We start from the raw sequence: 24,050 nt of genomic DNA on the forward strand, positions 1-24,050 counted from the left end.
TATATTTCACTTTTATTATTTATGAAATACTATAAACTTTTAATCTTAACACTTATTACCAGCCTTTGCAGTTACCAGTCTGTCAAAGCGCAAACCATTTCAAAGGAAGAGCTGATTTTTTATACATCTGAATGGAAAGGTGAGCGTTTTTCTGATGGAAGACCAAAAATCCCAGATGAGCTAATCGAAAGGGCAAAAAAAATCAGCATAGAGGACGCCTGGACCGTATTAAGAAACGAGGGCTACAATAACCAGTTTGAGGGTAACTGGAAATTGGTAAATGATACTATACCGGTTGTTGGCCGTGCGGTTACAGCCATGTATATGCCAACCCGCCCCGATATAGAAAAAAATATTAAAGCAAGGGGTGCAAAGGAAGGACGAAAGGGTAATACCAATGCATGGCCTATAGATGTTTTAGTAAAGGGTGATGTTTATGTAGCGGATGGTTTCGGGAAGATCAGGGGAGGAACTTTGATAGGTGATAATCTTGGTAATTCTATATTTAATAAATCGGGTAATGGTGTCATCTTTGATGGTTCAGCACGGGACTTACAGGGATTAAAAGAGATACAAGGTTTTAATGCTTTTGTGCGCGATTTTGATCCGTCATATCTCGAAGAAATGGTACTGATGGGCCTTAATACTCCTATACGCATAGGCCATGCCATCGTTTTACCGGGTGATCTGGTAATATCCGTAAAGGAAGGCGTGCTTTTTATTCCCGCCCATTTGGCCGAAAAAGTAGTCGCCACATCAGAATTCGTTGCACTGCGCGATAAATTTAGCCACGCTATGCTTAAGGCAGGCACGTTCACCACCGGCGAAATTGACAGTCAATGGACCAACCAGATCAGGGAAGCTTTCCTGAAATGGCTTGAACAAAACCCCAAAGAAGGAAAAATGACCAGGGCACAATTAGATGCCTTTATGGAAAAACGTACCTGGTAATAAACCATAAACCTAAATTGAAACTTTGAAAAATATTAGCATTTATAAAGTATTGGCAGGCATTGCCATACTTTGCCTGCTGGCTGCTCTATGGCGTATTTGCCAGGATGGTATTGCCAATGCCGGCTATTATATTATTCCATTCTTTATTGCGCTGGCCATTGCATTTCGTGGGTCGCGGGTACTAAAAGGATTTTCGTATACAATTATCATTTTTGCGGCAGTGACAACGGCCTTGTACTATCCGCAATATTTCATTCAGGTAAATGGATTTAAACTGTCCACACTTATTACCCCACTTCTTCAACTAATTATGTTCGGGATGGGAACATCTATGGGGCTTAAGGATTTTGCCGGTGTGATAAAAATGCCAAGAGGCGTGTTTATTGGGGTTGGGAGTCATTTTATAATTATGCCGCTGCTTGGTTTTACATTAGCCAAATTAAGCGGCTTTCCGCCGGAGATCGCTGCCGGAATAATTCTGGTTGGCTGCTCACCCAATGGCATGGCCTCCAATGTAATGTCATACCTGGCCAAAGCCAACCTGGCATTATCGGTTACAATAACTGCAGTTTCTACTATGCTGGCTCCTATTTTTACGCCATTACTCATGAAGCTGCTTGGAGGGGAATTTATTAAGATCGATGCCCTTAGTATGATGTGGGATATCGTAAAAATAGTGATCATACCTATTGGAGCCGGTATTCTTTTTAATAAATATCTGCTTAAACGTGCGTTATGGCTGGAAACATTGATGCCGTTAGTATCTATGTTCGGTATAGCGTTTATCATCGTAATTATTACCGCCGCCGGCAGGGATAGCCTGTTAAATATTGGCGGCTTGCTGGTTTTACTGGTGCTGATCCATAATTTAATGGGCTACACATTAGGTTACTGGTCGGGCCGCTTATTTAAAATGTCTGAACGCGATTGCCGCACAATGGCCATAGAAGTAGGGATGCAAAACGCAGGGCTGGCCTCAGGACTAGCAAAAGCCATGGGCAAAATTGCGACTGTCGGCCTGGCACCCGCAATATTTGGCCCTCTTATGAATACCACCGGATCATTATTGGCTAATTACTGGCACCGCAAACCGCTTAAAGAAAACACTTTAAATTGATTTTGATAAAAATTGACCAACTTTCGCCAATAATTTAAAAGGCATCGTGATATTTTATTCTATTTGGGCGTAAATCCACTATCCCTATAGCTCCGGCAGTACCGCCAGCAGTTCAACCGCTTTTTGAATGAGCGCTTTATCCGCTGCAGAGTATTGTTTTGAGATCGCCATAGCCAACCATTCCTCTCTTTCTTCGCGGCTATCTGCCAACCACTTGCTTCCTTTTCCGTTAATAACCGCATAGGACTTCCTTTTGTCCGTCGTTGCAGCTTTACGGGAAATATAGCCCAGCTCCGTTAGCTTATTAAGCACCTGCGATATATACTGCGATGATAAGTTCAGCTGTGCGCAAAGTTCTGATGGTAGCAATTCGCGGCTATCAACCAGCAATTGTATCACATTGAGTTCCGAAACCGATAACTGTTCCGGGTTGCTGATCTGTTTCCTTAGCCTCCGGTTCATCCTGGTAACGAGGTCGCGGAGGCTATGTGCTACTTTTTTATCGAGTTCGGTGACCATTGTTTCATCCATGAAATGTAAAGTTAAAAAAGAAATAGGAAAGTTACTTTGGTATTTAAAATATCAAAGTAACTTTGTAAAGTAGTTTTGATAAAATGATAGACAATAAAGATAAAGGACTGGCCAGGTTCATAGCGCCACTGGTACTGGGGAATATGCTTAACCCACTCAATTCGACTATGCTGGCTACAGCTGTTTTGACCATCGTACTGGCTTTCAAACAGGAACCAGGCGCAGGTGCGCTGCTCATTATACCCCTTTACTTTACCTCGGCTATCGGCCAACCGCTGATGGGCCGCCTTTGTGATGTATTTAGCCCGGGCAAGATTAACCTGTTTGGTTTTCTGCTCATCCTGCTATCCGGAATCGTCGGTGTGTTTGCGCAAAGCTTTGACTGGCTGATCGTATCGCGCATCCTATTAGGCTTGGGCAGTTCGGCGGCTTATCCATCGTCCATGACGCTGATCAGGCAACGTTATAAAGAATTAAAAATGGATGTACCGGGCCTCACTTTAAGTATTATCGCTATCGCGAGCCAGGTTTCGTTAGTATTCGGGCCATTCCTCGGGGGTATCCTGCTGGAAAGCTTTGGCTGGAAAGGCATCTTTTTTATCAATATTCCGTTGGTGCTGATCGGCTTGTTGCTGTCGGTTAAAAATAAAAATGAAGTCAGGGTTGTAAAGACACAGCGAAGCAAAACAGCCCTGCAAATTTTTAAAGACCTGGATCCTCTGGGACTGCTGACATTTTGCGCCTTCCTGTTCGTTTTCTTAATGGCATTACTTTATCCAACCTATTTATACCTGAAAATCCCTGCCGCTGTTATCCTTTTGTTCTTATTAATAGTTGCTGAGCTACGGCACCCTAAACCTTTTATCGATGTCAAAGTACTGAGCCTGAATGTGCTTTTAAATACCACTTTTCTGCGTCAGATCGGTATCAGTTTTATTATTTACCTGATTCTTTATGGCTTGCCGCAATGGATGGAGCAGTCTAAGCATATCAGCCCTTCAAGTGTAGGGCTAATCATGCTACCGTTCTCGCTGACTGCGATGGCCCTGAGTTTGCTGATCGCCAAAAATAAAAATTACAAGCTCATGCTGAGCACAGGTGTGTTTTGTATTATCGTGGCAACCATAGGTATCTTCCTGTTAAATACCGCCTCGTCAGTGCATTTTATTGTGTGTATCACCATTATTATGGGGGCAGCTTTAGGAATTCTTACCGTGTCCAACCAGGCCACCTTATATGCTGAAGCTCCTGACGACCAGGTAGGAGTCTGTTTTGGCCTGTTCCGCACCGCAGGTTATATCGGCGCTATCCTGGCCGGTTCCAGCCTGAAGCACCAGTTTAAAGCAGGGGCTACCGATGCCGGATTACATTCCCTTGCATTTTTTTCCCTATTTGCATGTGTGCTGATTGTTCTGTTCCTCCTGCCTTTGTTTTTTAAACGGAGAAAAATTGAGATCGATTTAGAAGTAACCATATAATTTATAATCATGACAACCAATTCAAAAAACAGTAAAACTGTCCTCCTTGTGATGGACATCCAGAAAGCGATGATGGGCTACCTGCCAGACTCGAAACCGCTATTAAGTAAAATCGAAAAAGCAATTGTAAGCGCGCGAAAAGCAGGCGTTACCGTAATTTATGTAACGCTTGCATTTCGCGAAGGCCATCCCGAAATTCATCCTGAACACAGGCGGTTTAGCGCCATCAAAGAAAGTAAAATGATGTTTACCCATGCGCATGAAGGCACCGCCGTACACGCCGCGATTGAACCGTTGCCCACCGATATCATTGTCAATAAAAAACGGGTAAGCGCCTTTGCGGGCAGTGACCTGGAGATTATTCTGCGCGCCAATAAAGCCGAAGCACTGGTCTTGTCGGGATTTTCAACCACAGGCGTAGTATTAAGTACGCTCCGCGAAGCGGCCGATCGGGACTATCACATGACTGTCCTGTCAGACGCCTGCGCAGACTCGGAACCGGAAGTACATGATTTCCTGATCAAAAAGGTATTCCCTTTTTCCGGCGAGGTACTAACCACCGATGAATGGGTGACAACTTTAAATTAGGTTAACGGATCAGGCAGGTAGTGACGAAAACACAGGCTCTACCAAGGGGAACTGGACAGGCTAAGCGTCTTAAAATACATAGCCAGCTACGCAAGGGAAAACTGTATGCCACAAATAAACCATAATTTAATCGCCAAGCCAAAGAACTAAAAAATTCCTAAAGGCTGCCTCACACAGCCTTTAGGAATTTCAACCACATGGCCACTTCCTCGAGAGGCCATGTGATCTTAGAAGATGACAATCTATAAGATCATCAATTAATGAAATGCATAAGTTGCCGGGAAATAATAGCCACTGAAAGGCACATCTTTTATCAGGGCTCCGGTTGTGGCGTTGTAAAAATCAAGATCATTGGTACTGTAATTTGTACCGAACCCGGATTTTACAGTATTCACTACCAGTTGGCTCAAAGCCGGGTTATAACCCAGGCCTGATCCGTACAATTCTTTTCCGGTGGCAAGCGTAATGAATGGTGTATTCAGGGATGCAGCATTGCCATCAATATATTTATAAATTGTAGTGCCTCCAAACCAGGTATTGTTATCAGCTAAAAAGATCGCATTCTCCGTACTGGATGCTGTAATAGAACCCGGATGCCAGGCAGCCCAGGAACCAAATACCGTAAATGGAACCGCAACGGTGGTTGTTGCCAGTGTGGTGGAATTTATTTTGATCAATGAAGTTCCGCCGGCAGTCCAAACTGAACCGTCAGGTGTTTTCGCAAAAGCAACCAGCATGCCGGGGATTGTTTTTACCACAGCGTAAGTTGAAGCGTTTAAGACCACCACTCCTTGTGATTGGGATAAAACAAAAATGTAATTCCCTGCCAGGATCATATCTGCAATATTCCCGGTTACCGTAGTTAGCTTAGTTCCGGTTGTATAAGTTGTTAAACTAAACGGATAAAGCCCGGTTGCAGAACTTAGCAGACCATGGGTTGCGTCGATCCCAACAAATGCCTGCCAGTTATTTCCACTGGCGCTGGGTATGCGTGCTACTTCCTGCATTGTGTTGGCATCACATACCACAACAGGACCGCCCACTTTAGAAACAAGAAACAACTGATTATTAAAAATAGTCCCGTATTCCAATGTCGATGTTACCGGGTTTAAGTTTTTCCCGGGATTCTCCTTGGTAAAAATGCTATCGGTTTTAGTGTTGGTGTCATAGCTGTAAAAGCTAACGCTTCCATCGCCGTGGCCGAACCAGCCTTCATTAATGATAAAAAAGCCGTTGGTGTACTTTCCGGTAACTGTCGAACTGAGCGATGTTGAAATAGGTTTTCCCGAAAACTGATTATTTGCAGGCGCTTGCTGCTCTTTTTGACAGGAAGCCAGGGCCATCAGCAATAAGGCCGGCAAAAGATAATAGATTGATTTTTTCATATGGTTTGTGATTTAATTTGTTGCAGGTTTTAACAGGCTCAGGTCAGCTGCGCCGCAGAATTCGGTGGACTGTTCACCCAACCAGCCCATGTTTGCCAGAATGCCGGTTTGCACCTTGACAAAGTCGATACCTTTCAATTCCACATGGTTGCCATCTTTATCCATAGCACTGGCTATAGATATCTTATCACCGCCGGCCGTATTGTCGCCATATCCATAGTCCCATGAACTGCTGGTGATGTAAGTCGGATCATCCATATTGATCTTGCTGGATGGCAACAGTGTGCCATTATAAGTTGCCGTGCTGCCCTTGATTCCTTTTGGAAAATAAGCCTGGGTATTGAAAATATTCGTTTGTACAACGCCTGTCTTGCCCTGGTTATCTTTCCACGGTACGCTGCAGGAGTCACAGGCAGGGCGGGTATAAGTTACCGAATAGTTGCGCAGATAACCGTTCGCGTGATAGGCGCTTCCCCTGATCTCGTACCAGGTATCATCCGGTTTTCCGTTCCCGTTCGTATCCTGCATCACCCAAATCACGCCGGGCTCAGAGAAAAGCGAAAACGCGTTGCCATAAACTACAAAATCTGTAGTGTCGTGTTTGTTAAGCACAGTATGGTCAAAACCAACAATGATATAGCCACCCCATGCTCCAAGACTTACCAGCCCCTGGTCGGTTTTTAAAGTTCCCATAGCCGCAACCGTATCCGCCAGGCCGGTATTGATAAATTGTCCCGGTGCCGGATTGAATTCAAATAACTGAGTGACGTAGGCATTGCTGGATGAGGTAACGGGTCTGATAGGTGCTTCAGGGGTAGCCGGCGTTACTTTCTGGTCTTTTTTACAGGCTGACCAAAAGGCGCAGACGACTAAAAGGATAGCTGCGGTCTTTACAAAGTTTAGTGTTTGTTTTTTCATATGAACGTGTTTTTTAATGTTTTGAATTATATAAAAAGGTGAAGTGGCCCGGTATATCGCCTGTGGTGACAGACCATTTTTTTTTGCCGTCAGTACCGAAACTGTAGAGTGTCCCAGGCGTTACGTAATTTTTAGCATCAGTAACATATACTTCGTGGGTGACCGGGTTTACCGCTATACCGTAGGGCACTTTAATTTGCTGTTGAGTGCCGTCAGTGATATATTGCTTATTGAGGACGGTTTCAGTCTTGACATCGATCATCGAATAGCTGATCGTATTCTGGCCTGTGGTGTAACTGAACGCGACAGCATACATATACGCTGTATCACCACTGATGACCAGATTGCTTACCGGCAGCTTAAAATCCTTTTTAACAGAATCGGTTTTGGTATCGATCACATACAGGTCGGGCGGAATGGTATAATAATCACCGCGCGAGGTAACGTACAGGTTACCATACCCATCCGGCTTCAATTTTTCCAGGTTGATAGCTACATCAATGCGTTTGATTTCGGTAAAGGAGTTCAAATCAACAACCGATACAGTTCGCTCATAATTTGGCGGACTATAACCGCCCGAATTTGCTACGTATAGCTTGTTATTTACTATGGCCAGTTCCTCTGGCTGCCGCCCGACAGTTACTTTCCTTGTTATCTGCAGGCTCGCAGTGTCGATCTCATAAACTGCCCCGTTCGGCGCTTTCGGGTCACCTACAATACCGAGATATGCGCTGACGTAATCCTTGCCGTTATTAAAGATCACGTTACGGCAATTCTGAATATTTATCTGCCCAATCTGCTTTACCGTATTAGCATTGACCACTTCTACCTTATTCGAATTATTTACTACGATGAACAACTTGCTGCCATAAACGCCCAGGTCATTACCAACATCACCAAGGCCTTTCACCACAGTGGGATTTGCCTGTTCATAAATATCCTGGTGGTATTGACCGGTTTGCAAGTCGAGGTAATCCAATGAGGCTTTATTAGAACCCATGTTGCCTTCGTTAAGGACATACATGCGCTTGAGTGCGCCGGTATCAGCAGCACCCACCTGGGTCACTGTTTCCGGAATTGTTTTTTGTTCTTTACGGCAGGCTGCTAAAAGCACCGGAACCAGCATCCATAATAAATGTGTGTTTTTCATAGCTATATATTTGTACTTATAGTGATCCGATAATTACGCCCGGGCATGGGAAAGTTTTGGATAACCTCATATTGCTGATTAAGCAGATTATTGATCTCCCCGGTTATCTTAATATGATGCCGCTGAAAATTTCCGGTATAGGTAATGCTCATGTCATGCGTGTACCAGGGCGGAAGGTAGTTTCGAGGTATATTAGCATCTTCATCGTAACGTGCACCGGTATAGATGAAGCTGTAATTAAGTAAGAAATGCCCCTTTTGTAGCCCAATTAGCAGCGAGCCGCTGTTTTTCGGCGTGTAAGGAATTTCTTGTCCATAACTATCCCCACCGCTGGTAACATCAATGCCGTTCTGATAAGTATAAGTAATGCCTGTGCTGAGCCTGATATTTGCCGGTAAAGCCCAGGTGGCTGATGCATCAATATCAAGTCCGGTTGTATGCACTTCGCCTATATTGTACATTGTCCACCGGGCCAGGTTTTGGCCGGGTATTGCCACAATCTTGTCGCGCACCTGGTTATAATAGCCGTCGGCCTGAAGAAAAAAATCAAGCAAGGCTTGTTGCTGCCAGTTTTTGGTATAAGTGATACCAATATCAGATTGCCTGGCAAACTCCGGTTTCAGGAAAGAATTACCAATGAAGGTAAAATAAAGATCATTGAAGGTCGGCAAGCGGAAAGTATTTTTGTAAAAGCCGCGCACATGGAAATCAGGGTTTTCAAAAGGCTGCCAGGAAAAAAGGAAAGCGGGCGTATACTCCGTTTTTCGCCCTGCTGCGGTAAGCGTGTCAACTGTATCATTCACATAAGTAGCCAGCAGATCAGCCTGGATATCTAAATGCTGCAATTTCAATTCGCCGGCCGCTGCCAGCAGTAACTGGTTGCGCACAGGGCTGACAAAGCGATATTGTACCGTATCATTCTGGGTAGCATCCAGCTGATTACGCTGATAGTCTGCTGAGATATCAAATGACAATTGTTTCGTTATCCGGTAACGGTTAGCAACAGAAAAATAGAGCTCTTTTTCGATGTATTTGTCGTCAAGTAATCCGCGGGTCGTGGTGATGTCCGGGTCAAAATAGCGGGTATAGTCATCGGAATATTTAGCATTGATGATCCAGCTATCCCTGTTTGACGGGTTGGTTTGGTAAGAAGACTGTACAAAAATGTCTTTATCCCATTGGCGCTGATCCGAATCAAAGTTATGATTGACCACCGCTGCAGGCAGGCCACGGTCCGAATGGTAAAGATACCCTCTGATTTTCCAGGTGGCGGAATCTTTTGAAGTTACCGACACAGCTCCTTCAATTCGCTGCGCATCGATATCTCCATTGTGACGTACTGCTGTGGTGTCGCCGCCGTCAAATGTGGTGAATTTATACCGGCCATTGGCATGTATCAGCTCGGAACTGACCGTAGCATAAGCATTGCTGCCGAATTTATAAGCGGCGTTAATGGACGGATTGATCAGACCAAAGGAGCCCGCTTTAAGACTTACTTTACCGACGAAATTAGCACTGTCAGTAAATTTCGGCCTTTTAGCAGTCAGGTACAATGCACTTGCGGGTGCAAAGCCTTTGGCCGGCTGAAAAATGCTGTTTTGCTGACCATCGTATAAGGCTATCTCTTCAATATTATCAAGTGAAAATTTGCCCAGGTCGACCTGCCCGTTCTGCGAATTGCCAAACTCCACGCCATCATAAAATACGGCCGTATGGTTGGTGCCCAGGCTACGTACGTTGATGGTTTTAAGTCCCCCAACGCCGCCATAGTCTTTTAACTGAACACCCGAGAAATAACGTATAGCATCAGCAACAGAGAGACTGTTGATCTGTTCCAATTGAGCGCCTCTAAGCACTTGCACCGGAACTGGTGATGTTGCCTGGATATAAGCCCGTGAAGTGGTTACCTGTACCCCCTTTAGCTGTCGCGATGTATCCTGTTGTTGGTGTATACTGTCTTTCACCTGCGCAGTAGCCGGAAAGCAGCACAACAGGGAACAGCCAGTTAAAACAAGCGCTGTTATAAAAGAAATGTTACTAAAGGGATTTAATACCCTGCTTAGTAAAGGTGATGCCATTGCGTGTTGTGGTTAAAGCCACAGCAAACAGAATGAAGGACACAAAAAATGAAAATACGCGTGCGGTATTTACATTCCAGCTTCAATCCCCGAAAGCTATGAATAATTATGTGCAATGGCAGGTCTTCTGACTTACTCCCCTCGGCCCTGTCTTCCCATCCGCTAGTTAGCGGACAGTGACAATAAGAATGGGCTTTGGTTTTGGAGCTTACAGCAGCGGGTCTGTTCAGGATTTACACCTGATTCCCTTTTAATCCCGAACAAAAGTTCAGGAACCAAAAGCGAGGCAAAGGTATACAATTCTCATGCAGATGGCGTAAAATTTTTATTACTAAGAACAAGAATCTTATTTCGGCCGATGTGGAATTTGCCAAAATGGGCACCATCACCACTAAATAAATAACAGATATGTCTATTTAGCCCATAGTCGGGATTATCAAGATCATGAGTTTCAGGTATAAGATAGATTTGACAATTGTGAATCAGCGACCTTCGCTGATGTCAAAGGTATAAAAAGGTAAAAACCGGGGAACATGATGATGATATTCCCCATTTCTCCATCTTTTTATTTTCATCTGGGGTGAATAAATAAGGTTAACGTGTCTTTTGGCATGAAAAACGCTCTTTGGCACAGGCATTGCAAAACGTATTGTGAACGTAAACTAAAAAAACTATCACAATGGAAAATCTAATAAACACCCACGTTGATGCTTTTAAAGCAGTATTCCTTTTCGGAAAATTTGATAATGTACAAGCAAGAAGAGTATTTGTACCAATCGCTCTGTTTATGGCATCTGTAATCCTTGTATTTGGTCATATCCCAAAGTTTTAATATCTATTCAACTCAAGCTTCCTGGCACATGGACGAGAACATGATGGTCTTTTATACTTCCATAGCATTCCCGTTATAGCGCTGCTGTTGAATTCAGTTCGATGTATTGGGCAAGTAATTAAAATTTAAAACAATAATCTACATATAAGATGTCTACAAAAAGAAACGTGACCTGGATAGGTAAAAGAACGGCAGGATCAGAACCCCATGAAATGATTGAGAGCCTGGCCGGGGAATATCTGGGATATTTATGGGTGTTACCGGATTTTCTGGTCATACAACACATCAAGCGTAATATCGAACAATATTACGTTTCTGAAAATGGTAAAAAAATTAAAGTAGTACTAGGAATTCATGATGGTAAAGAGTATCTAAAAACAGAACAGGATAGTTATAGTCCAGATACTTTATTACATCTGCCAACTCTGCATATTGAGCGACTTGAACCGGTGAATAAACGTCGTTTTGAATTTTAATTTACCTGAACAAAGTCCTTTACTTACTTACAAGTCCCGGGCGAAATCATCGGTCATCAGGCTCACAGAATCCAGATATTTGGACACTTCGCCCATTTCCGTCAGCTTCAGGAAACGCGTAAACCAACTGCGACTGTTGTGAGTAACTTCTTGTTGCCGGTCTGTTTTCAAGCGTGTCCAGGTCAAGTCGCAACTTCTGGAACATCAGCGTAAAATTATGTTTATCCTTAGGCCTGTAAATATTACCTGCCCAATATCTATCTGATTAATAACAAATTAAAAGGCAAAAAAATGGGGCTAAAACAACAAAAATTGTCTTGCCCCATGAAGGGTAAATGATGGGGCTCGAACCCACGACCCTCGGTACCACAAACCGATGCTCTAACCAACTGAGCTACATCTACCGTTTTGGAGAGTGCAAATGTAAAAATTTACTCTCTAAAGTCAAGGACTTTTTTAATATTACAATCAACTTACTATTTAATTTAGATCACTCCTCAATTATTGACGAAATTTGTAAGTATGGCTGAGCAATTAATTGAACTGAGTGTCACCGGGATGCATTGCAACAATTGCGCTATCTCTGTCCACAAATTATTAGAAAAAAAAGGCTTTCATGATATTCTTGTCGATTTTGCTTCGGAGGAAGTAAAGTTCTCTGCCGATGATGAAGCTAAAGTGCAAGATGCAATTAAGGGTATTGAAGGATTAGGCTATAAAGTAGCCGAAGATGCTTCGCTTCAGCATGAAAAGTTCTACGAGAAAATAGAAAATAAGCTCATCTTCTGTACTATATTCACTGTTCCACTTTTGTTAAGTATGTTATTGCCCTGGCATTTTTTGCATGAGCCGATTGTTCAGCTTTTATTTTGCCTGCCGGTTTTTATAGTTGGCTGCATGCATTTTGGCAAAAGCGCATGGCACTCGGTTAAAGGCGGCGTACCGAATATGGATGTGCTGATCTTTATCGGCTCATCCTCAGCCTTTATTTATAGCCTTATAGGCACGATACAGCACTTGGGTATGCAATATCAATTCTACGAAACCAGTGCCACTATCATCACACTGGTATTACTGGGTAATCTATTTGAAAAACGATCAGTAACGCAAACTACCTCTGCAGTAAAAGACTTAATAAAATTTCAGCAGGTAAATGCCAACCGTATTGTAGATGGTGAAATTGAAGTGATCAGTGCCCGCGAAGTGCGTCCGGGTGATACATTGTTAGTCAATACCGGTGATAAGGTTCCTGTAGATGGTGAAGTGCTATCCGGGGATGCCTCAATTAATGAATCCATGCTCACGGGTGAAAGTATTCCGGTTGAAAAAAAGAAATATGATCAATTGATTGGCGGAACAATTGTGGAACATGGCAATATTACCATGATCGCTACCAAGGTAGGAAGCAATACCGTGCTTGCACAAATTATCGAACTGATGAAAAAAGCACAAGCTGCCAAACCACCGGTCCAAAAATTAGGCGACCAGGTAGCGGCCATATTTGTGCCTGCTGTCATATTGATCGCCGTGATCACTTTTACTTTGACTTATTATGTGGGTCATGCCGGATTACAACATGCGCTTATGAATGCCATTGCGGTATTGGTTATCTCATGTCCCTGCGCAATGGGCCTGGCCACTCCTACTGCGGTAATGGTCGGACTTGGCAGGGCAGCAAAAAACGGGATATTAATTAAAGGCGGTGATACCATTGAAGCAGTAACCCAAACCAAATATATCGTATTTGATAAAACGGGCACGCTTACCACCGGGAAGTTTCACATTAATAAAATAAAATCCGAGAGCGGAGCTGACATAGAAGCAATACGCGGGATAATTACCGCTATTGAAGAACGTTCCAACCATCCTATTGCACGTTCCCTGGTAAGCGAGTTAAAAGGCCTGCCACAACAAAAAGTAATTTTAAAAGCTGTAAGTGAAGAAAAGGGTTTGGGTATGCGTGCCGAAGATGTGGAAGGCAATCATTATTTCCTGGGTCTGGGGAAAGCAAATATTGAAAGCGACTTTAATATATCGCTTTATAAAAACCAGGTTCTGCTGGCTCAAATAGAGATCGATGACGAGATAAAACCACAAGCTGCATCTTTGATCAGCACATTAAAGGGCATGGGAATTATTCCTGTACTATTAAGCGGCGACAAGCAGAATAGGTGTGAAAAAGTGGCAAAAGCAATCGGCATAGCCGAGGTTCATGGTGAAAAGATGCCTGCCGATAAACTAACGGTAATAGATGTTTACAAAAAGAAGGGCGAAACTATTATGGTTGGCGACGGCATTAATGATGCCCCTGCCCTTACCAAAGCAGATGTAGGTATATCTATGAATGATTCGAGCCAGATAGCTATACAATCAGCAAGAGTGATACTTTTAAATACAGATCTGTATTCGTTAGTTAAGTTTTTGCAGATAAGCAAGCATACGCTGATCACGATTAAACAAAACCTTTTCTGGGCATTTGCCTATAACGTCGTAGCTATTCCTATTGCTGCCTGTGGATTTTTAAGTCCGATGATCGGTGCACTCACTATGGCATTTTCAGATGTCGTGGTGATTGGTAACTCATTGAGGTTGAAAGTAAAGAAGATCTCTTAGTTCATAGTTGATGGTTCATAGTTCATAGACCTGATTTATTTTCTATTTTTGGGCATAACGATTTGGGGGATGCGATGGATCCAAAAACCATGAACCATCAACTATGATCCATGAACTAATTAAATGATTGAAATATTTACAGACGGCGCGTCGAGCGGAAATCCGGGACCAGGTGGCTATGGAGTAATTCTTCGCTCCGGCAAACACTACAAAGAGCTTTCTGAAGGCTTTCGTAAAACCACCAACAATCGTATGGAACTCCTTGCGGTAATAAAAGGTCTTGAAGCAATCAAAAGCTTAAATCAATCCGTCACTATCTATTCCGATTCAAAATATGTAATTGATGCTATTGAGAAAAGATGGGTGTACGGATGGCTGCAGAAGGGTTTTAAGGACAAAAAGAATAAAGACTTGTGGTTGCGCTATCTCGAAGTAAGCAAACTGCACAATATCAAATTTGTATGGGTACGCGGGCATGCCGGTCACCCCGAAAATGAAAGGTGCGATGTGCTGGCCGTAGCTGCCGGCAAACAAAAAGATTTGCTTATAGACTCTGTTTTCGAAATGGAATCGGGTAAGGTGAATTTATTATGAGTTGATTAAGTTAAGTTGTTGATTATGTTGATTGGTTAAATTTTATTCCCAACCTAATCCAACTCAATCAACCATTTTCAACCCTACTGTATAGAAACCAATCCCTCAAATGTCTTCTTAGTTCCCTGTGGTGAAAAGAAAGACATCAATTCTTCAGCCTTATGCACCATATTTTCTGATCCAATAAAGATGGCTGTACGCTGGTGCAAGTCTGTTACCTCAAGCTCCAGTATACGCTGATACCCATTACTTGCTCTTCCTCCTGCCTGTTCAATAATAAAGGCCATCGGATTGCATTCATATACTAACCTCAATTTACCATTCGGAGCGCTTGCGGTTACCGGATAAATAAATATGCCCCCTTTTATCATGTTGCGGTGAATATCCGCTACCATAGAGCCGATATAACGGGAAGTATATGGACGACTAGTTTTTGCATCCTCCACCTGGCAATACTTGATATATTTTTTTACGCCATCCGGAAAATGCACGTAATAGCCTTCGTTAATGGAATAGATCACACCATCCTTTGGCATTTTCATCTCAGGATGTGAAAGGCAAAACTCGCCTATTGAAGGATCAAGCGTAAAACCATTAACTCCTTTCCCTGTGGTGTATACCAACATGGTTGATGAGCCGTAGATCACATAACCAGCGGCTACCTGTTCAGTTCCGCGTTGCAATACATCCTCCAATGAAGCTCTTCCTTTTGTAGATTTTCTGCGATAAATAGAAAAGATAGTCCCAATACCAACATTGACATCAATATTTGACGATCCATCCAGTGGATCTATCGCCACAATATATTTTGCATCCTGTGATACATCTGTATCCAAATGGATATAATCATCATTTTCTTCTGATGCAACTATGCAGCATTCGCCACCATGCTTTAATGCAGAGATGAATTGTTCGTTAGCATATACGTCCAGTTTCTTCTGCCCCTCGCCCTGAATATTTGTTGTTCCGTTTTCTCCAAGTATATCCGCGAGGCCTGCTTTGTTCACTTCGCGGTTAACAATTTTTGCGGCTATTCCAATGTCCCTCAACAACCTTGATAATTCACCCTTAGCGTACGGAAAGTCAGCTTGCTTCTCAATAATAAATTGGCCCAGTGTTTTGGTTATTTTCATATACTTAGTGTATTTAATACATACTATTTTTGCAATTCTATGGCTTCTAAGTTATGAATTTTTTCTTCAGAAATGCAAAATCTAAGCATAGTACGAACTTTATGCCAGCCTTGTTTCCCAGCAGCACCGGGGTTTAAGTGTAAACAACTGATCTTTTTATCATAAATAACCTTTAATATATGAGAATGCCCGCAGATAAATAATTTGGGAGGGTTAGTGTAAATCTCTTGTCTTATTGACGGGTTATAATTTCCGGGATATCCGCCTATATGCGTCATCCAAACATCTACCTGCTCACAGTTAAAACGCAGGTTTTCGGGATAAGTTAAACGGATATCTCTACCATCAATATTACCATAAACACCACGCAATGGCTTAAAGGCCGCCAGTTTATCTGCCAGCTCTATAGTGCCGAAATCACCGGCATGCCATATCTCGTCGCAATTTTCAAAGTGCTTAAAAACAGCATCGTCAAGGTAGTCGTGGGTGTCTGAGAGGAGGCCTATTCGGGTCATATTATTGCGAAATGCGAAAGTTCAATTTCGGAAGTATTTATTAAAATATGGTGAAGAAATCTTTTAAAGTTTCTTGATATTGTTTGCTATAGACTTTGGGTGCATTATAGATTACAAATTTTTCATTGTCAGTTTCTATTTTATCTAATGACAATACCAATATTTCGCGATGTGGAGCAGAATCTTGATACGAATAAATACTTATTACCTTTTTAATAAAAAGACCGTTATCCAACCCGATATTTTTCACCAATTCGGCTGTATCCAAGGGTAAAATCAAGAAACAATCGCCACTCGAATTAATATGCCTTGCTATACCAATGGTCAATTTTCTAAAAAACTCCTGATCTGTATGTTTTGCAATACCTTTATTGGCTTTTGGCGATTTTAACGAGTTAATAAAAAACGGTGGATTAGATACGATAAGGTCATACTTTGCATCAGGGTTCGGCTCAAAAAACTGCTCAAAACCAACTGGATAAACACTTAATCTTTCAGAAAATGAAGAGTTAGTAAAATTCTTTTCAGCAGTTTGGGCAGCTATGGGATCAATCTCAACTGCATCTATCCGTGCATCATTAAACCTTTGCGCCAGCATAAGTGCTATTACACCTGTGCCTGTCCCAATATCCAGTATAGTTTTAGGCTGATCTGCTTCGGCCAATGCGCCTAATAATACCCCATCCGTATTGATCTTCATCGCGCAGTCGCTCTGATCGACGTTGAATTGTTTAAATCTGAACATTATTATTAAAATCGTAAATTTGCTGTAAACATAAGTTATGCCTGAACTATTTAGACTATTTGGTATTAGATTTTTCTTTTTTAGCAATGAGCATTTGCCGATTCATGTACATATAGAAAATGCGGATGGTGATGCAAAATTCGAAATCAAACCTGTAAAACTTGTCAATAATAACGGCATAAAAAATAAAGATCTGAAACTCGCTGAAAGTATAATAGAAGAAAATGAAGAGTTAATTGAGAAACGTTGGAAAGAATACTTTAAAAAGTAAAATTATGATAACAATTACATCAGTTCGGTTTGATAATAACAACATTGTTGTTGAAATGAGTAATGGTAAAATCATAGAAACTCCAATCAAGTCTTACCCCAATTTAAGAAAGGGTACACAGGAACAAATAAACAATTATCAAATAAAGGGTAATGGAAGATGGGTACATTGGGATGAATTAGATGAGGATTTGTCTGCCGAAGGCTTTTTATCCATGCAAGAAAAGCACGATTAACTTTTTCTTTCCTTTATTTTTCATAAAACTCAATAGGCAACCCATCCGGATCAGCAAAAAAGGTAAAATGCTTGCCGGTAAATTCATCAACCCTGATAGGCTCAATAAATATATGATGAGATTGAATATGACTAACAGCTTCTTCGATATCATCTACCTCAAAAGCAATATGCCTCAAACCAACAGCTTCAGGACGTGACGGCCGGGCAGGCGGATCAGGAAATGAAAAAAGCTCGATCTGGTATAGTCCTGCAACTTCCAGATCAAGCTTATATGAATTTCTTTCCTTGCGGAAAATCTCTTGTGTAATCTTTAAACCGAGCACTTCACTATAAAAGTGTTTGGACTTTTGATAGTCCGAACAAATAATGGCGATATGATGTACACGGTTAAGTTTTAGCATATTTACTTCTAAAAAGGATAGTTAACGTTTTTTCAACTATTAGAATGCTACCATGTTCCGTAGGAACAATTGGTTGGTAGAAAAAAATAATATTTTTAACAGCGTTCCATAGGAACGTATGGTGCTATTCTAATTCTTTGAAAATATATCGTTCGTCCCATTCAATTTCAAACGCCGTCAGAAATTTTTTGTATTCGTCTAAAAACGTTTCCTTATGATGGCGTATCTCCTGATTTTTTATATAACGAATCACATCGTTCACCTAACTTTTTGCATATGAAAAAGCCCCGTATCCCTCCTGCCAGGCAAAGGGCTGTGAACACAAATTCTGCAATTTGATCCATTTGCTGCTTTCAGTTTTTACGTTTTGTATTAAAGAAGATATAGATTGATGTGGCCGCATTCCAATAAAAATATGAATATGATCAGGCATACTATTTATTTGAAGCATTTTATGTTTATTCTCCTGAAAAATGCCCGTAATATATTGATGCAGTCTTTCTTTCCATTCTGAATCAATTAATGCCGTTCTAAATTTTACAGCAAATACAAACTGAATATGAATTTGCGTATAACTATTTGCCACAATAAAATGGAATATAAAACCCTGATAAGCACCAATCGTTCCTATGGAACGGTACAATAAAATTCATTTTTTTTCTACCAACCAAATGTCCCTATGGGACACTCTATATTTCCAATTTCGATAAGGTTATTCGCCTAAAATAACATGTAGAACGTTATCGTAAACCAATTTAATATCCATGATATTACCGAATGATTCTTCGTCGACAGTTAAGTAGCCGTTGCTTACTGTACCCAGCAAACTAAAATCGACTTCGCTGGTCGCCATCAGTTCAATAAAACGCTCCTGCTCTTCTGGCGATATGCTTACCACTACCCTGCCCTGTGCTTCGCCAAACAAGAAGGCATCTTTACGTATAGCACTATCTGATTCTATTTCAAAGCCCAAGCCATTTGGCATAGCCGATTCTGTCAATGCAATAAATAAGCCGCCATCAGATACATCATGTGCAGATTGTATCACCTGGTGTTTGATCAGTTGCTTTACAACCTGGTGCATGGCATATTCCTTATCCAGATCAAAATATGGTGCCGGTGCCGATAGTATTTTATGATAAGAAGCTAAATATTGTGATGAAGCAATATCATTAACCGATTCACCTATCAGGTAGATCAAATCTCCAGGCTGTTTAAAATCAGATGTGGTTAACGTTGAAATGTCATCTAATACGCCAAGCATACCAATAGTTGGTGTCGGGAATACCGGACCTTCATCTGATGATTGGTTATAAAAGCTCACGTTACCACCTGTAACAGGGGTTTCGAATTTAGTACAAGCTTCGCTCATACCTTTTATAGCACCAACAAACTGCCAGTAAACTTCGGGTTTGTAAGGATTACCAAAATTAAGACAGTTAGTAATTGCAACAGGCTCACCACCCGCACAAGTAATATTACGTGCAGCTTCGGCTACAGCTATGGCACAACCTTTCTGAGGGTCAGCATATACATAACGCGAATTACAATCAACAGTTAAAGCAATAGCTTTATCGGTATCTCTTACACTCACCACCGCAGCGTCGCATGGACGATTAGTAGTCATGGTTGATGCACCGACCATCGAATCATACTGCTTGGTTACCCAACGTTTAGATGCAATATTAGGGTGTGATATCAGATGCTCTGCAACCTCCGTCAGGTCTACAGGCTCTTTTACATCTTCTATTTTAAATTTCTGATTTTCTCTGTAATAGGCGGGCTCGCTGTATTCGCGTTTATAAACCGGAGCACCACCGCCCAATACAAGGTCATCAGCAGGGACATCGGCAACCAGTTCGCCATTCATATAATAAAGCAGGCGTTGAGTATCGGTTACCTCGCCTATTATGGCGCAATTCAAATCCCATTTATCGAAAACAGCTTCTACTTCTTTTTCCCGCCCCTTGTGAACCACGATGAGCATACGTTCCTGAGATTCGGAAAGCAGTATCTCGAAAGGCTTCATATTTTCCTGGCGTGTAGGCACTTTATCCAGGTCGATACGCATGCCATGCTCGCCTTTTGCTGACATTTCAGAGTTTGAGCAGATAATACCCGCCGCTCCCATATCCTGCATTCCTACTACAGCACCGGTCTTGATCACCTCAAGCGTAGCTTCCAACAATAATTTTTCCTGAAAAGGGTCGCCCACTTGTACAGCAGGTAAGTCATTTACAGAATCTTCAGTAATATCTTTTGATGCAAAAGCAGCACCATGTATACCATCTTTACCTGTTGCTGATCCTACTATATAAACCGGATTGCCAACACCATAAGATGTTGCTGACACCGTTTCACCGGCTTTAACAATACCGGCAGACATGGCATTTACCAATGGGTTTACATTATAGCAATCGTCAAAGAACAATTCACCACCAACTGTTGGGATACCAAAAGCATTCCCATAATCACCAATACCTTTAACAACACCTTTGATCAGCCATTTGGTACGGTCAAGACTTAAATCGCCGAACCTCAAAGAGTTTAACTGTGCGATTGGCCTTGCTCCCATTGTAAATATATCACGGTTAATACCGCCGACGCCAGTTGCTGCGCCCTGGTAAGGTTCTAAAGCAGAGGGATGGTTATGTGACTCAATCTTAAAAGCACAACCAATACCATCACCCAGGTCAACCAATCCGGCATTTTCCTCACCGGCCTTGGCCAGCATACGCGGACCATCTTTTGGCAAAGTTTTAAGCCAGGTGATAGAATTTTTATATGAACAATGCTCGCTCCACATTACCGAGAAAATAGATAACTCAGTAAAGTTCGGCACACGACCCAATATTTCTTTTATTCGTTCAAATTCTTCGGGTAGTAAGCCTAAATCTTTTGCGGTTTCGGGGGTGGTTAATTCCAGGTGCTCCAAGATAATATCGTTTTTTTGAAAGGATGCGCAAAATTAGGAAAAAGAGCCGAAAGCAGAAAGGAAAAGACAGTAAAAGCTTAAAGGATAAAGGCGAAAGGCCAGAGGTTGATAACCCAGAAATAGCCTTTCGCCTTTATCCTTTTACCTTTCGCCTCAATCAGGATCGTTCAACTGAAAGGTGATTGGCATAGTAAACTTTACACGCACCGGGTGACCATTCTGGATACCAGGTTTCCAGGCCGGGGCCAATTTCAACACTCTTACCGCTTCTGCATCAAGTCCAAAACCTATTCCTCTCTCAACAACAATATCTGAAATATGGCCGTCCTTCTCTACAACAAAACTCAGGAATACTTTGCCTTGTGCTTTTGCATCTATGGCTTGTTGTGGATAACGCATATTTCTTTGCAGAAATTTTGCCCAGGCAGCTTCACCTCCATATGGCTGTGGCAATACCTGAATCTCATACATTTCCCTGGGCTTTGTATCTTCAACTACATCCTTCATTCCTCCGTCACCTGGCCCTGTTTCAGGGATTTCAATATTTCCAGCCTGGTCCGGGCCTTTTTTCGTCTCTGTGCCAATCGCTGCTGTAGTAAGATCAGTCAACTTTGGTGGATTTTCCGCTTCATCGTTGGGCTTAACTACAAAAATCGGATACTTAATTGTATTCACCTGTACCTGTGGATGCGTAGTTTGCGGTTTAGGCGGAACAACTGGTTTTACCTCATCCTTGACATGTGGAGGAATAGGAATGGGTGAGTTATACTCCCTAATTATTACAGCTTCTTGTTTAGGCTTTAAAATACTATAAGCTGTATACAAAAACGCTACACTAAAAAAAGCTATTGCCATTGCCTTTACCAGGTTTTGAGCGTAATGCTTTCTCAGATCATAAGCGCCATACTCTTTGTTCTTGCTGTCAAATACAATCTCGAGCCACTCGGGGTTGTACAAATCAAATTTTGTGATTTCCATTTCGGTGAAATTTAATTTTTAAATATAACGATTTAACAATATTAAATATTGTATATATTTAAAATATTAATTTTCACAAGGCAATTTTCCAGTTTTGCAGAATATAATTTTACCCAACAGCCAAATTGAAAAAATCAAGTGAAAAAGAAAACGCCGCAAAAATTGCGGCGTTTATAAAATGGAAGCGCGTGTCGGGAAAATATCTTTACCACTTATCGGTAACTATTTTCTTTACCGGTTGCTGATCCGGATTTTTAACTGAATGATTTTCAGTCATATATTTTTTAAGTTTTTCTCCTAATTGCTTGCAAAATGCACCTGTCTGATCAAAATAGCCATCAACATCTTTTTGAGTTAGTTTGGATGACGCGTTTTCAAGTGGTATTTCAACACCATTTACTGGCACAAAAACACCATAGCGGTTTTTTTCATAAGGTGTAAATAAAAAATCGGTTAGCCAATACCTGTATTTGCCCTCTTTACACTCAATAGTTAGATTATAGGCCATTTCGCCATTTTCATGCTTGACCAGGGAAGTATAGGTGAGAAATTTATCTTTAATACCGGCACCATTTTGAGTCATTTGCGCTGACTTATTTTTGGGATAAATATCTTTTACAAAATATGCAACGCTTTTTTGCAGGCTGTCTGCAGATATTCCGGGACGGTCAACCACCTGGTAATAAATATATTTATTATGTTCATCAAGTGACAACAGACTTTTTTGCGCACTCGCAACTTCCACAGCTATTAAACAGGTAAGAAATAAAAAAAATCTTTTCATACTATAAATATAAAGCCGCTCCTTTATATAAAGAGCGGCTTTGATAAAATAAATAAGGTATTTTATTAGAACGCGTATACAGCTGCAATTAAGAACTGTGAAGCGTTATTGGTTGAAAGATTACTGCTGTTAACAAAAGTGTATGGAAAATCATCACTCTTCTTATCAAACCTGATCTCAGGAATAATCGTTAACGGGCCTGCTTTGATGTTAGATGTTATTGTTAGTGCTTTCACATTGCCACCATTGTTCTTGTAGTCAAAATACTCACCCCTCAAGCCAAAAGTAACCACCTTTGATACGGCTAATTGTGGATACAAAGCCACTCCTGAAAATCCGTCTCCACCATGCGAAGTACTAAAGTCAGCAGCATTCAAGCCCAGTTTAAAGGCATCGGTGATCTGGTAAGCAGTTGTAAGGTCAAGCTCTGTTCCTGAATACGGGCCAGAAGCAACATTGAGGTAAGCAGTCCAGCCTTTTACAGGAGCTATCATCAGTTGTGCACCAAAAGTAGATACATCACCAGATCCTGTACCTTCACCTACTGGTCTGAATGAGGTATAGGTATTCCAATAGTTATTAAAAATGCCCGCCATTAAACTTACTTTATCAGAGAACGCATAAGTAGCCTTGAAACCTGCATTCTGGAACGGCCCGTTAGTAAACAGGTAAGAAGTAGAATAGTTAAAGTTCCCTACAGGTGATATTACCTCATACCCAATGAAGGTTGCCATATAACCTGCTGTCAGGTTAAATTTATCAGTCACATCATAGGATACATACAGGTTCTGAATGTGATAACCTGAAGTTGGGATAGATTGGTCACTACGTGGACCGAATGACATTTCGCCCACAAACGCTGCTTTGCCCACCTTTTTCTTCAGACCAAGATCTATCATGCCGATAGATACCGAGTTCTGATCTGAAGCAAAGCTGGTAGGAATATTGCCGGTTTTTGAGAAATCATACTTCCAATAAGTATCCACTGACCCACTGAAAATCAGCGGTGGATCAGTTGGAGAAGCTGTAGTCCCTACCTTGCCCGTATCAACAGGGGCAGTTACTGCCGCCTTAGCTGACATGATGGCGATAACAAATAAGGATAAGAGTAAAAGTATTTTTTTCATGATAATTAATTTGGTTGATTGATTAGATTATTTAGTTAAGTTGATTTGATTAGTTTGAAACATAACATCTCCATTCAGCTGTGAACCCTGGGTTTACAGTTGTAATTAAGTATGAAGATTTTATTAAAAGTTTAGAAAAATCTCGTGCGGTTGATTACGCGGCAGTAAAATCAGATCACAAATTTGGATCAACCGCACGAGAAATTAGAA

Annotated in this window: 24 protein-coding genes, 1 tRNA gene and 1 riboswitch; of the genes, 10 read left to right on the forward strand and 15 right to left on the reverse strand. The window is 41.6% G+C overall.

What is annotated here, in order from left to right:
- Window positions 1-21: 21 nt before the first annotated feature.
- Both ACPPVU_RS17050 and ACPPVU_RS17055 read left to right on the forward strand, forming a co-directional pair.
- Window positions 22-951: an RraA family protein gene (locus ACPPVU_RS17050; protein WP_426667733.1), complete on the forward strand. Its 930-nt coding sequence runs from the start codon at window positions 22-24 to the stop codon at window positions 949-951.
- 25 nt (window positions 952-976) lie between these two features.
- Complete coding sequence (locus tag ACPPVU_RS17055; RefSeq protein ID WP_426667734.1) at window positions 977-2,071, forward strand: bile acid:sodium symporter family protein; 1,095 nt, start codon at window positions 977-979, stop codon at window positions 2,069-2,071.
- A gap of 84 nt (window positions 2,072-2,155) precedes the next feature.
- Here the strand turns inward: ACPPVU_RS17055 and ACPPVU_RS17060 are convergent, their stop codons facing one another.
- The gene (locus ACPPVU_RS17060) at window positions 2,156-2,602 is read right to left on the reverse strand and encodes a MarR family winged helix-turn-helix transcriptional regulator (RefSeq protein WP_426667735.1); all 447 of its coding nucleotides are present in this window, start codon (window positions 2,600-2,602) and stop codon (window positions 2,156-2,158) included.
- Window positions 2,603-2,685: 83 nt separating this feature from the next.
- On the opposite strand from ACPPVU_RS17060, the gene ACPPVU_RS17065 reads away from it, so the two are divergent.
- Window positions 2,686-4,080, forward strand: coding sequence for an MFS transporter (locus tag ACPPVU_RS17065; protein ID WP_426667736.1), 1,395 nt, complete (start codon window positions 2,686-2,688; stop codon window positions 4,078-4,080).
- Window positions 4,081-4,089: 9 nt separating this feature from the next.
- Entirely contained in the window at window positions 4,090-4,668 is a 579-nt protein-coding gene (locus ACPPVU_RS17070) for a cysteine hydrolase (RefSeq protein WP_426667737.1), read from the forward strand.
- A 257-nt stretch (window positions 4,669-4,925) separates the two neighbouring features.
- Here the strand turns inward: ACPPVU_RS17070 and ACPPVU_RS17075 are convergent, their stop codons facing one another.
- From ACPPVU_RS17075 to ACPPVU_RS17090, 4 genes are read right to left on the reverse strand one after another with little or no spacing between them, the layout of a single operon-like run.
- Window positions 4,926-6,053: a DUF5074 domain-containing protein gene (locus ACPPVU_RS17075; RefSeq protein WP_426667738.1), complete on the reverse strand. Its 1,128-nt coding sequence runs from the start codon at window positions 6,051-6,053 to the stop codon at window positions 4,926-4,928.
- Between the two features lie 12 nt (window positions 6,054-6,065).
- The gene (locus tag ACPPVU_RS17080) at window positions 6,066-6,971 is read right to left on the reverse strand and encodes a cell surface protein (protein ID WP_426667739.1); all 906 of its coding nucleotides are present in this window, start codon (window positions 6,969-6,971) and stop codon (window positions 6,066-6,068) included.
- Between the two features lie 13 nt (window positions 6,972-6,984).
- Window positions 6,985-8,121 (reverse strand): YncE family protein, encoded by a 1,137-nt coding sequence (locus tag ACPPVU_RS17085; protein WP_426667740.1) that lies wholly within the window; start codon window positions 8,119-8,121, stop codon window positions 6,985-6,987.
- Window positions 8,122-8,123: 2 nt separating this feature from the next.
- A complete protein-coding gene (locus ACPPVU_RS17090) occupies window positions 8,124-10,199 on the reverse strand; it encodes a TonB-dependent receptor plug domain-containing protein (protein WP_426667741.1) in 2,076 nt (691 codons plus the stop codon).
- A gap of 100 nt (window positions 10,200-10,299) precedes the next feature.
- A riboswitch (cobalamin riboswitch) is annotated at window positions 10,300-10,494 on the reverse strand.
- Window positions 10,495-10,878: 384 nt separating this feature from the next.
- On the opposite strand from ACPPVU_RS17090, the gene ACPPVU_RS17095 reads away from it, so the two are divergent.
- Together ACPPVU_RS17095 and ACPPVU_RS17100 are read left to right on the forward strand one after the other, a co-directional pair.
- A complete protein-coding gene (locus ACPPVU_RS17095) occupies window positions 10,879-11,031 on the forward strand; it encodes a hypothetical protein (protein ID WP_426667742.1) in 153 nt (50 codons plus the stop codon).
- Between the two features lie 149 nt (window positions 11,032-11,180).
- Window positions 11,181-11,507, forward strand: coding sequence for a DUF3892 domain-containing protein (locus ACPPVU_RS17100; RefSeq protein ID WP_426667743.1), 327 nt, complete (start codon window positions 11,181-11,183; stop codon window positions 11,505-11,507).
- Between the two features lie 330 nt (window positions 11,508-11,837).
- Here the strand turns inward: ACPPVU_RS17100 and ACPPVU_RS17105 are convergent.
- Window positions 11,838-11,911 (reverse strand) — tRNA-His (locus ACPPVU_RS17105).
- A gap of 118 nt (window positions 11,912-12,029) precedes the next feature.
- Between ACPPVU_RS17105 and ACPPVU_RS17110 the strand changes: the two genes are divergently transcribed.
- Window positions 12,030-14,120, forward strand: a complete 2,091-nt coding sequence (locus tag ACPPVU_RS17110) for a heavy metal translocating P-type ATPase (RefSeq protein WP_426667744.1) — start codon at window positions 12,030-12,032, stop codon at window positions 14,118-14,120.
- Between the two features lie 123 nt (window positions 14,121-14,243).
- Window positions 14,244-14,714, forward strand: coding sequence for a ribonuclease HI (gene rnhA / locus ACPPVU_RS17115; protein WP_426667745.1), 471 nt, complete (start codon window positions 14,244-14,246; stop codon window positions 14,712-14,714).
- A gap of 83 nt (window positions 14,715-14,797) precedes the next feature.
- Here the strand turns inward: rnhA and fbp are convergent, their stop codons facing one another.
- The 3 genes from fbp to ACPPVU_RS17130 are packed head-to-tail and all read right to left on the reverse strand — an operon-like array spanning window position 14,798 to window position 17,107.
- Entirely contained in the window at window positions 14,798-15,847 is a 1,050-nt protein-coding gene (fbp, locus tag ACPPVU_RS17120; protein WP_426667746.1) for a class 1 fructose-bisphosphatase, read from the reverse strand.
- A gap of 23 nt (window positions 15,848-15,870) precedes the next feature.
- The gene (locus tag ACPPVU_RS17125) at window positions 15,871-16,362 is read right to left on the reverse strand and encodes a metallophosphoesterase family protein (RefSeq protein ID WP_426667747.1); all 492 of its coding nucleotides are present in this window, start codon (window positions 16,360-16,362) and stop codon (window positions 15,871-15,873) included.
- Between the two features lie 40 nt (window positions 16,363-16,402).
- Window positions 16,403-17,107: a tRNA1(Val) (adenine(37)-N6)-methyltransferase gene (locus ACPPVU_RS17130; protein ID WP_426667748.1), complete on the reverse strand. Its 705-nt coding sequence runs from the start codon at window positions 17,105-17,107 to the stop codon at window positions 16,403-16,405.
- Window positions 17,108-17,144: 37 nt separating this feature from the next.
- Here ACPPVU_RS17130 and ACPPVU_RS17135 point away from each other — a divergent pair, with 37 nt between their 5' ends.
- Together ACPPVU_RS17135 and ACPPVU_RS17140 are read left to right on the forward strand one after the other, a co-directional pair.
- On the forward strand, window positions 17,145-17,378 hold the full coding sequence (locus tag ACPPVU_RS17135; RefSeq protein ID WP_426667749.1) for a DUF4160 domain-containing protein: 234 nt from the start codon (window positions 17,145-17,147) through the stop codon (window positions 17,376-17,378).
- 4 nt (window positions 17,379-17,382) lie between these two features.
- Window positions 17,383-17,613, forward strand: a complete 231-nt coding sequence (locus tag ACPPVU_RS17140) for a DUF2442 domain-containing protein (RefSeq protein ID WP_426667750.1) — start codon at window positions 17,383-17,385, stop codon at window positions 17,611-17,613.
- 13 nt (window positions 17,614-17,626) lie between these two features.
- On the opposite strand, the gene gloA2 is transcribed toward ACPPVU_RS17140, so the two are convergent.
- The 6 genes from gloA2 to ACPPVU_RS17170 all read right to left on the reverse strand — a co-directional run bounded on the left by gloA2 (window position 17,627) and on the right by ACPPVU_RS17170 (window position 23,840).
- Entirely contained in the window at window positions 17,627-18,016 is a 390-nt protein-coding gene (gene gloA2, locus ACPPVU_RS17145; protein ID WP_426667751.1) for an SMU1112c/YaeR family gloxylase I-like metalloprotein, read from the reverse strand.
- Between the two features lie 262 nt (window positions 18,017-18,278).
- On the reverse strand, window positions 18,279-18,659 hold the full coding sequence (gene tnpA / locus ACPPVU_RS17150; RefSeq protein WP_426667752.1) for an IS200/IS605 family transposase: 381 nt from the start codon (window positions 18,657-18,659) through the stop codon (window positions 18,279-18,281).
- Window positions 18,660-18,728: 69 nt separating this feature from the next.
- Window positions 18,729-20,951 (reverse strand): phosphoribosylformylglycinamidine synthase subunit PurL, encoded by a 2,223-nt coding sequence (gene purL / locus ACPPVU_RS17155; RefSeq protein WP_426667753.1) that lies wholly within the window; start codon window positions 20,949-20,951, stop codon window positions 18,729-18,731.
- A 153-nt stretch (window positions 20,952-21,104) separates the two neighbouring features.
- Window positions 21,105-21,929: an energy transducer TonB gene (locus tag ACPPVU_RS17160; RefSeq protein WP_426667754.1), complete on the reverse strand. Its 825-nt coding sequence runs from the start codon at window positions 21,927-21,929 to the stop codon at window positions 21,105-21,107.
- Window positions 21,930-22,134: 205 nt separating this feature from the next.
- Window positions 22,135-22,713 (reverse strand): DUF4468 domain-containing protein, encoded by a 579-nt coding sequence (locus ACPPVU_RS17165; protein ID WP_426667755.1) that lies wholly within the window; start codon window positions 22,711-22,713, stop codon window positions 22,135-22,137.
- A gap of 65 nt (window positions 22,714-22,778) precedes the next feature.
- Window positions 22,779-23,840 (reverse strand): porin, encoded by a 1,062-nt coding sequence (locus ACPPVU_RS17170; RefSeq protein ID WP_426667756.1) that lies wholly within the window; start codon window positions 23,838-23,840, stop codon window positions 22,779-22,781.
- Between the last annotated feature and the right edge of the window lie 210 nt (window positions 23,841-24,050).

Source organism: Mucilaginibacter sp. McL0603 (genome assembly GCF_049992945.1).
Classification (GTDB): domain Bacteria; phylum Bacteroidota; class Bacteroidia; order Sphingobacteriales; family Sphingobacteriaceae; genus Mucilaginibacter.

Coding starts and splice junctions, on each gene's coding strand:
- ACPPVU_RS17080 (WP_426667739.1), bottom strand. CDS start 6,971: ATGAAAAAACAAACACTAAACTTTGTAAAGACCGCAGCTATCCTTTTA.
- ACPPVU_RS17140 (WP_426667750.1), top strand. CDS start 17,383: ATGATAACAATTACATCAGTTCGGTTTGATAATAACAACATTGTTGTT.
- ACPPVU_RS17125 (WP_426667747.1), bottom strand. CDS start 16,362: ATGACCCGAATAGGCCTCCTCTCAGACACCCACGACTACCTTGACGAT.
- ACPPVU_RS17060 (WP_426667735.1), bottom strand. CDS start 2,602: ATGGATGAAACAATGGTCACCGAACTCGATAAAAAAGTAGCACATAGC.
- fbp (WP_426667746.1), bottom strand. CDS start 15,847: ATGAAAATAACCAAAACACTGGGCCAATTTATTATTGAGAAGCAAGCT.
- ACPPVU_RS17100 (WP_426667743.1), top strand. CDS start 11,181: ATGTCTACAAAAAGAAACGTGACCTGGATAGGTAAAAGAACGGCAGGA.
- ACPPVU_RS17065 (WP_426667736.1), top strand. CDS start 2,686: ATGATAGACAATAAAGATAAAGGACTGGCCAGGTTCATAGCGCCACTG.
- gloA2 (WP_426667751.1), bottom strand. CDS start 18,016: ATGCTAAAACTTAACCGTGTACATCATATCGCCATTATTTGTTCGGAC.
- ACPPVU_RS17095 (WP_426667742.1), top strand. CDS start 10,879: ATGGAAAATCTAATAAACACCCACGTTGATGCTTTTAAAGCAGTATTC.
- ACPPVU_RS17165 (WP_426667755.1), bottom strand. CDS start 22,713: ATGAAAAGATTTTTTTTATTTCTTACCTGTTTAATAGCTGTGGAAGTT.
- ACPPVU_RS17090 (WP_426667741.1), bottom strand. CDS start 10,199: ATGGCATCACCTTTACTAAGCAGGGTATTAAATCCCTTTAGTAACATT.
- ACPPVU_RS17170 (WP_426667756.1), bottom strand. CDS start 23,840: ATGAAAAAAATACTTTTACTCTTATCCTTATTTGTTATCGCCATCATG.
- ACPPVU_RS17110 (WP_426667744.1), top strand. CDS start 12,030: ATGGCTGAGCAATTAATTGAACTGAGTGTCACCGGGATGCATTGCAAC.
- ACPPVU_RS17130 (WP_426667748.1), bottom strand. CDS start 17,107: ATGTTCAGATTTAAACAATTCAACGTCGATCAGAGCGACTGCGCGATG.
- ACPPVU_RS17085 (WP_426667740.1), bottom strand. CDS start 8,121: ATGAAAAACACACATTTATTATGGATGCTGGTTCCGGTGCTTTTAGCA.
- rnhA (WP_426667745.1), top strand. CDS start 14,244: ATGATTGAAATATTTACAGACGGCGCGTCGAGCGGAAATCCGGGACCA.
- ACPPVU_RS17070 (WP_426667737.1), top strand. CDS start 4,090: ATGACAACCAATTCAAAAAACAGTAAAACTGTCCTCCTTGTGATGGAC.
- ACPPVU_RS17135 (WP_426667749.1), top strand. CDS start 17,145: ATGCCTGAACTATTTAGACTATTTGGTATTAGATTTTTCTTTTTTAGC.
- ACPPVU_RS17050 (WP_426667733.1), top strand. CDS start 22: ATGAAATACTATAAACTTTTAATCTTAACACTTATTACCAGCCTTTGC.
- ACPPVU_RS17160 (WP_426667754.1), bottom strand. CDS start 21,929: ATGGAAATCACAAAATTTGATTTGTACAACCCCGAGTGGCTCGAGATT.
- ACPPVU_RS17075 (WP_426667738.1), bottom strand. CDS start 6,053: ATGAAAAAATCAATCTATTATCTTTTGCCGGCCTTATTGCTGATGGCC.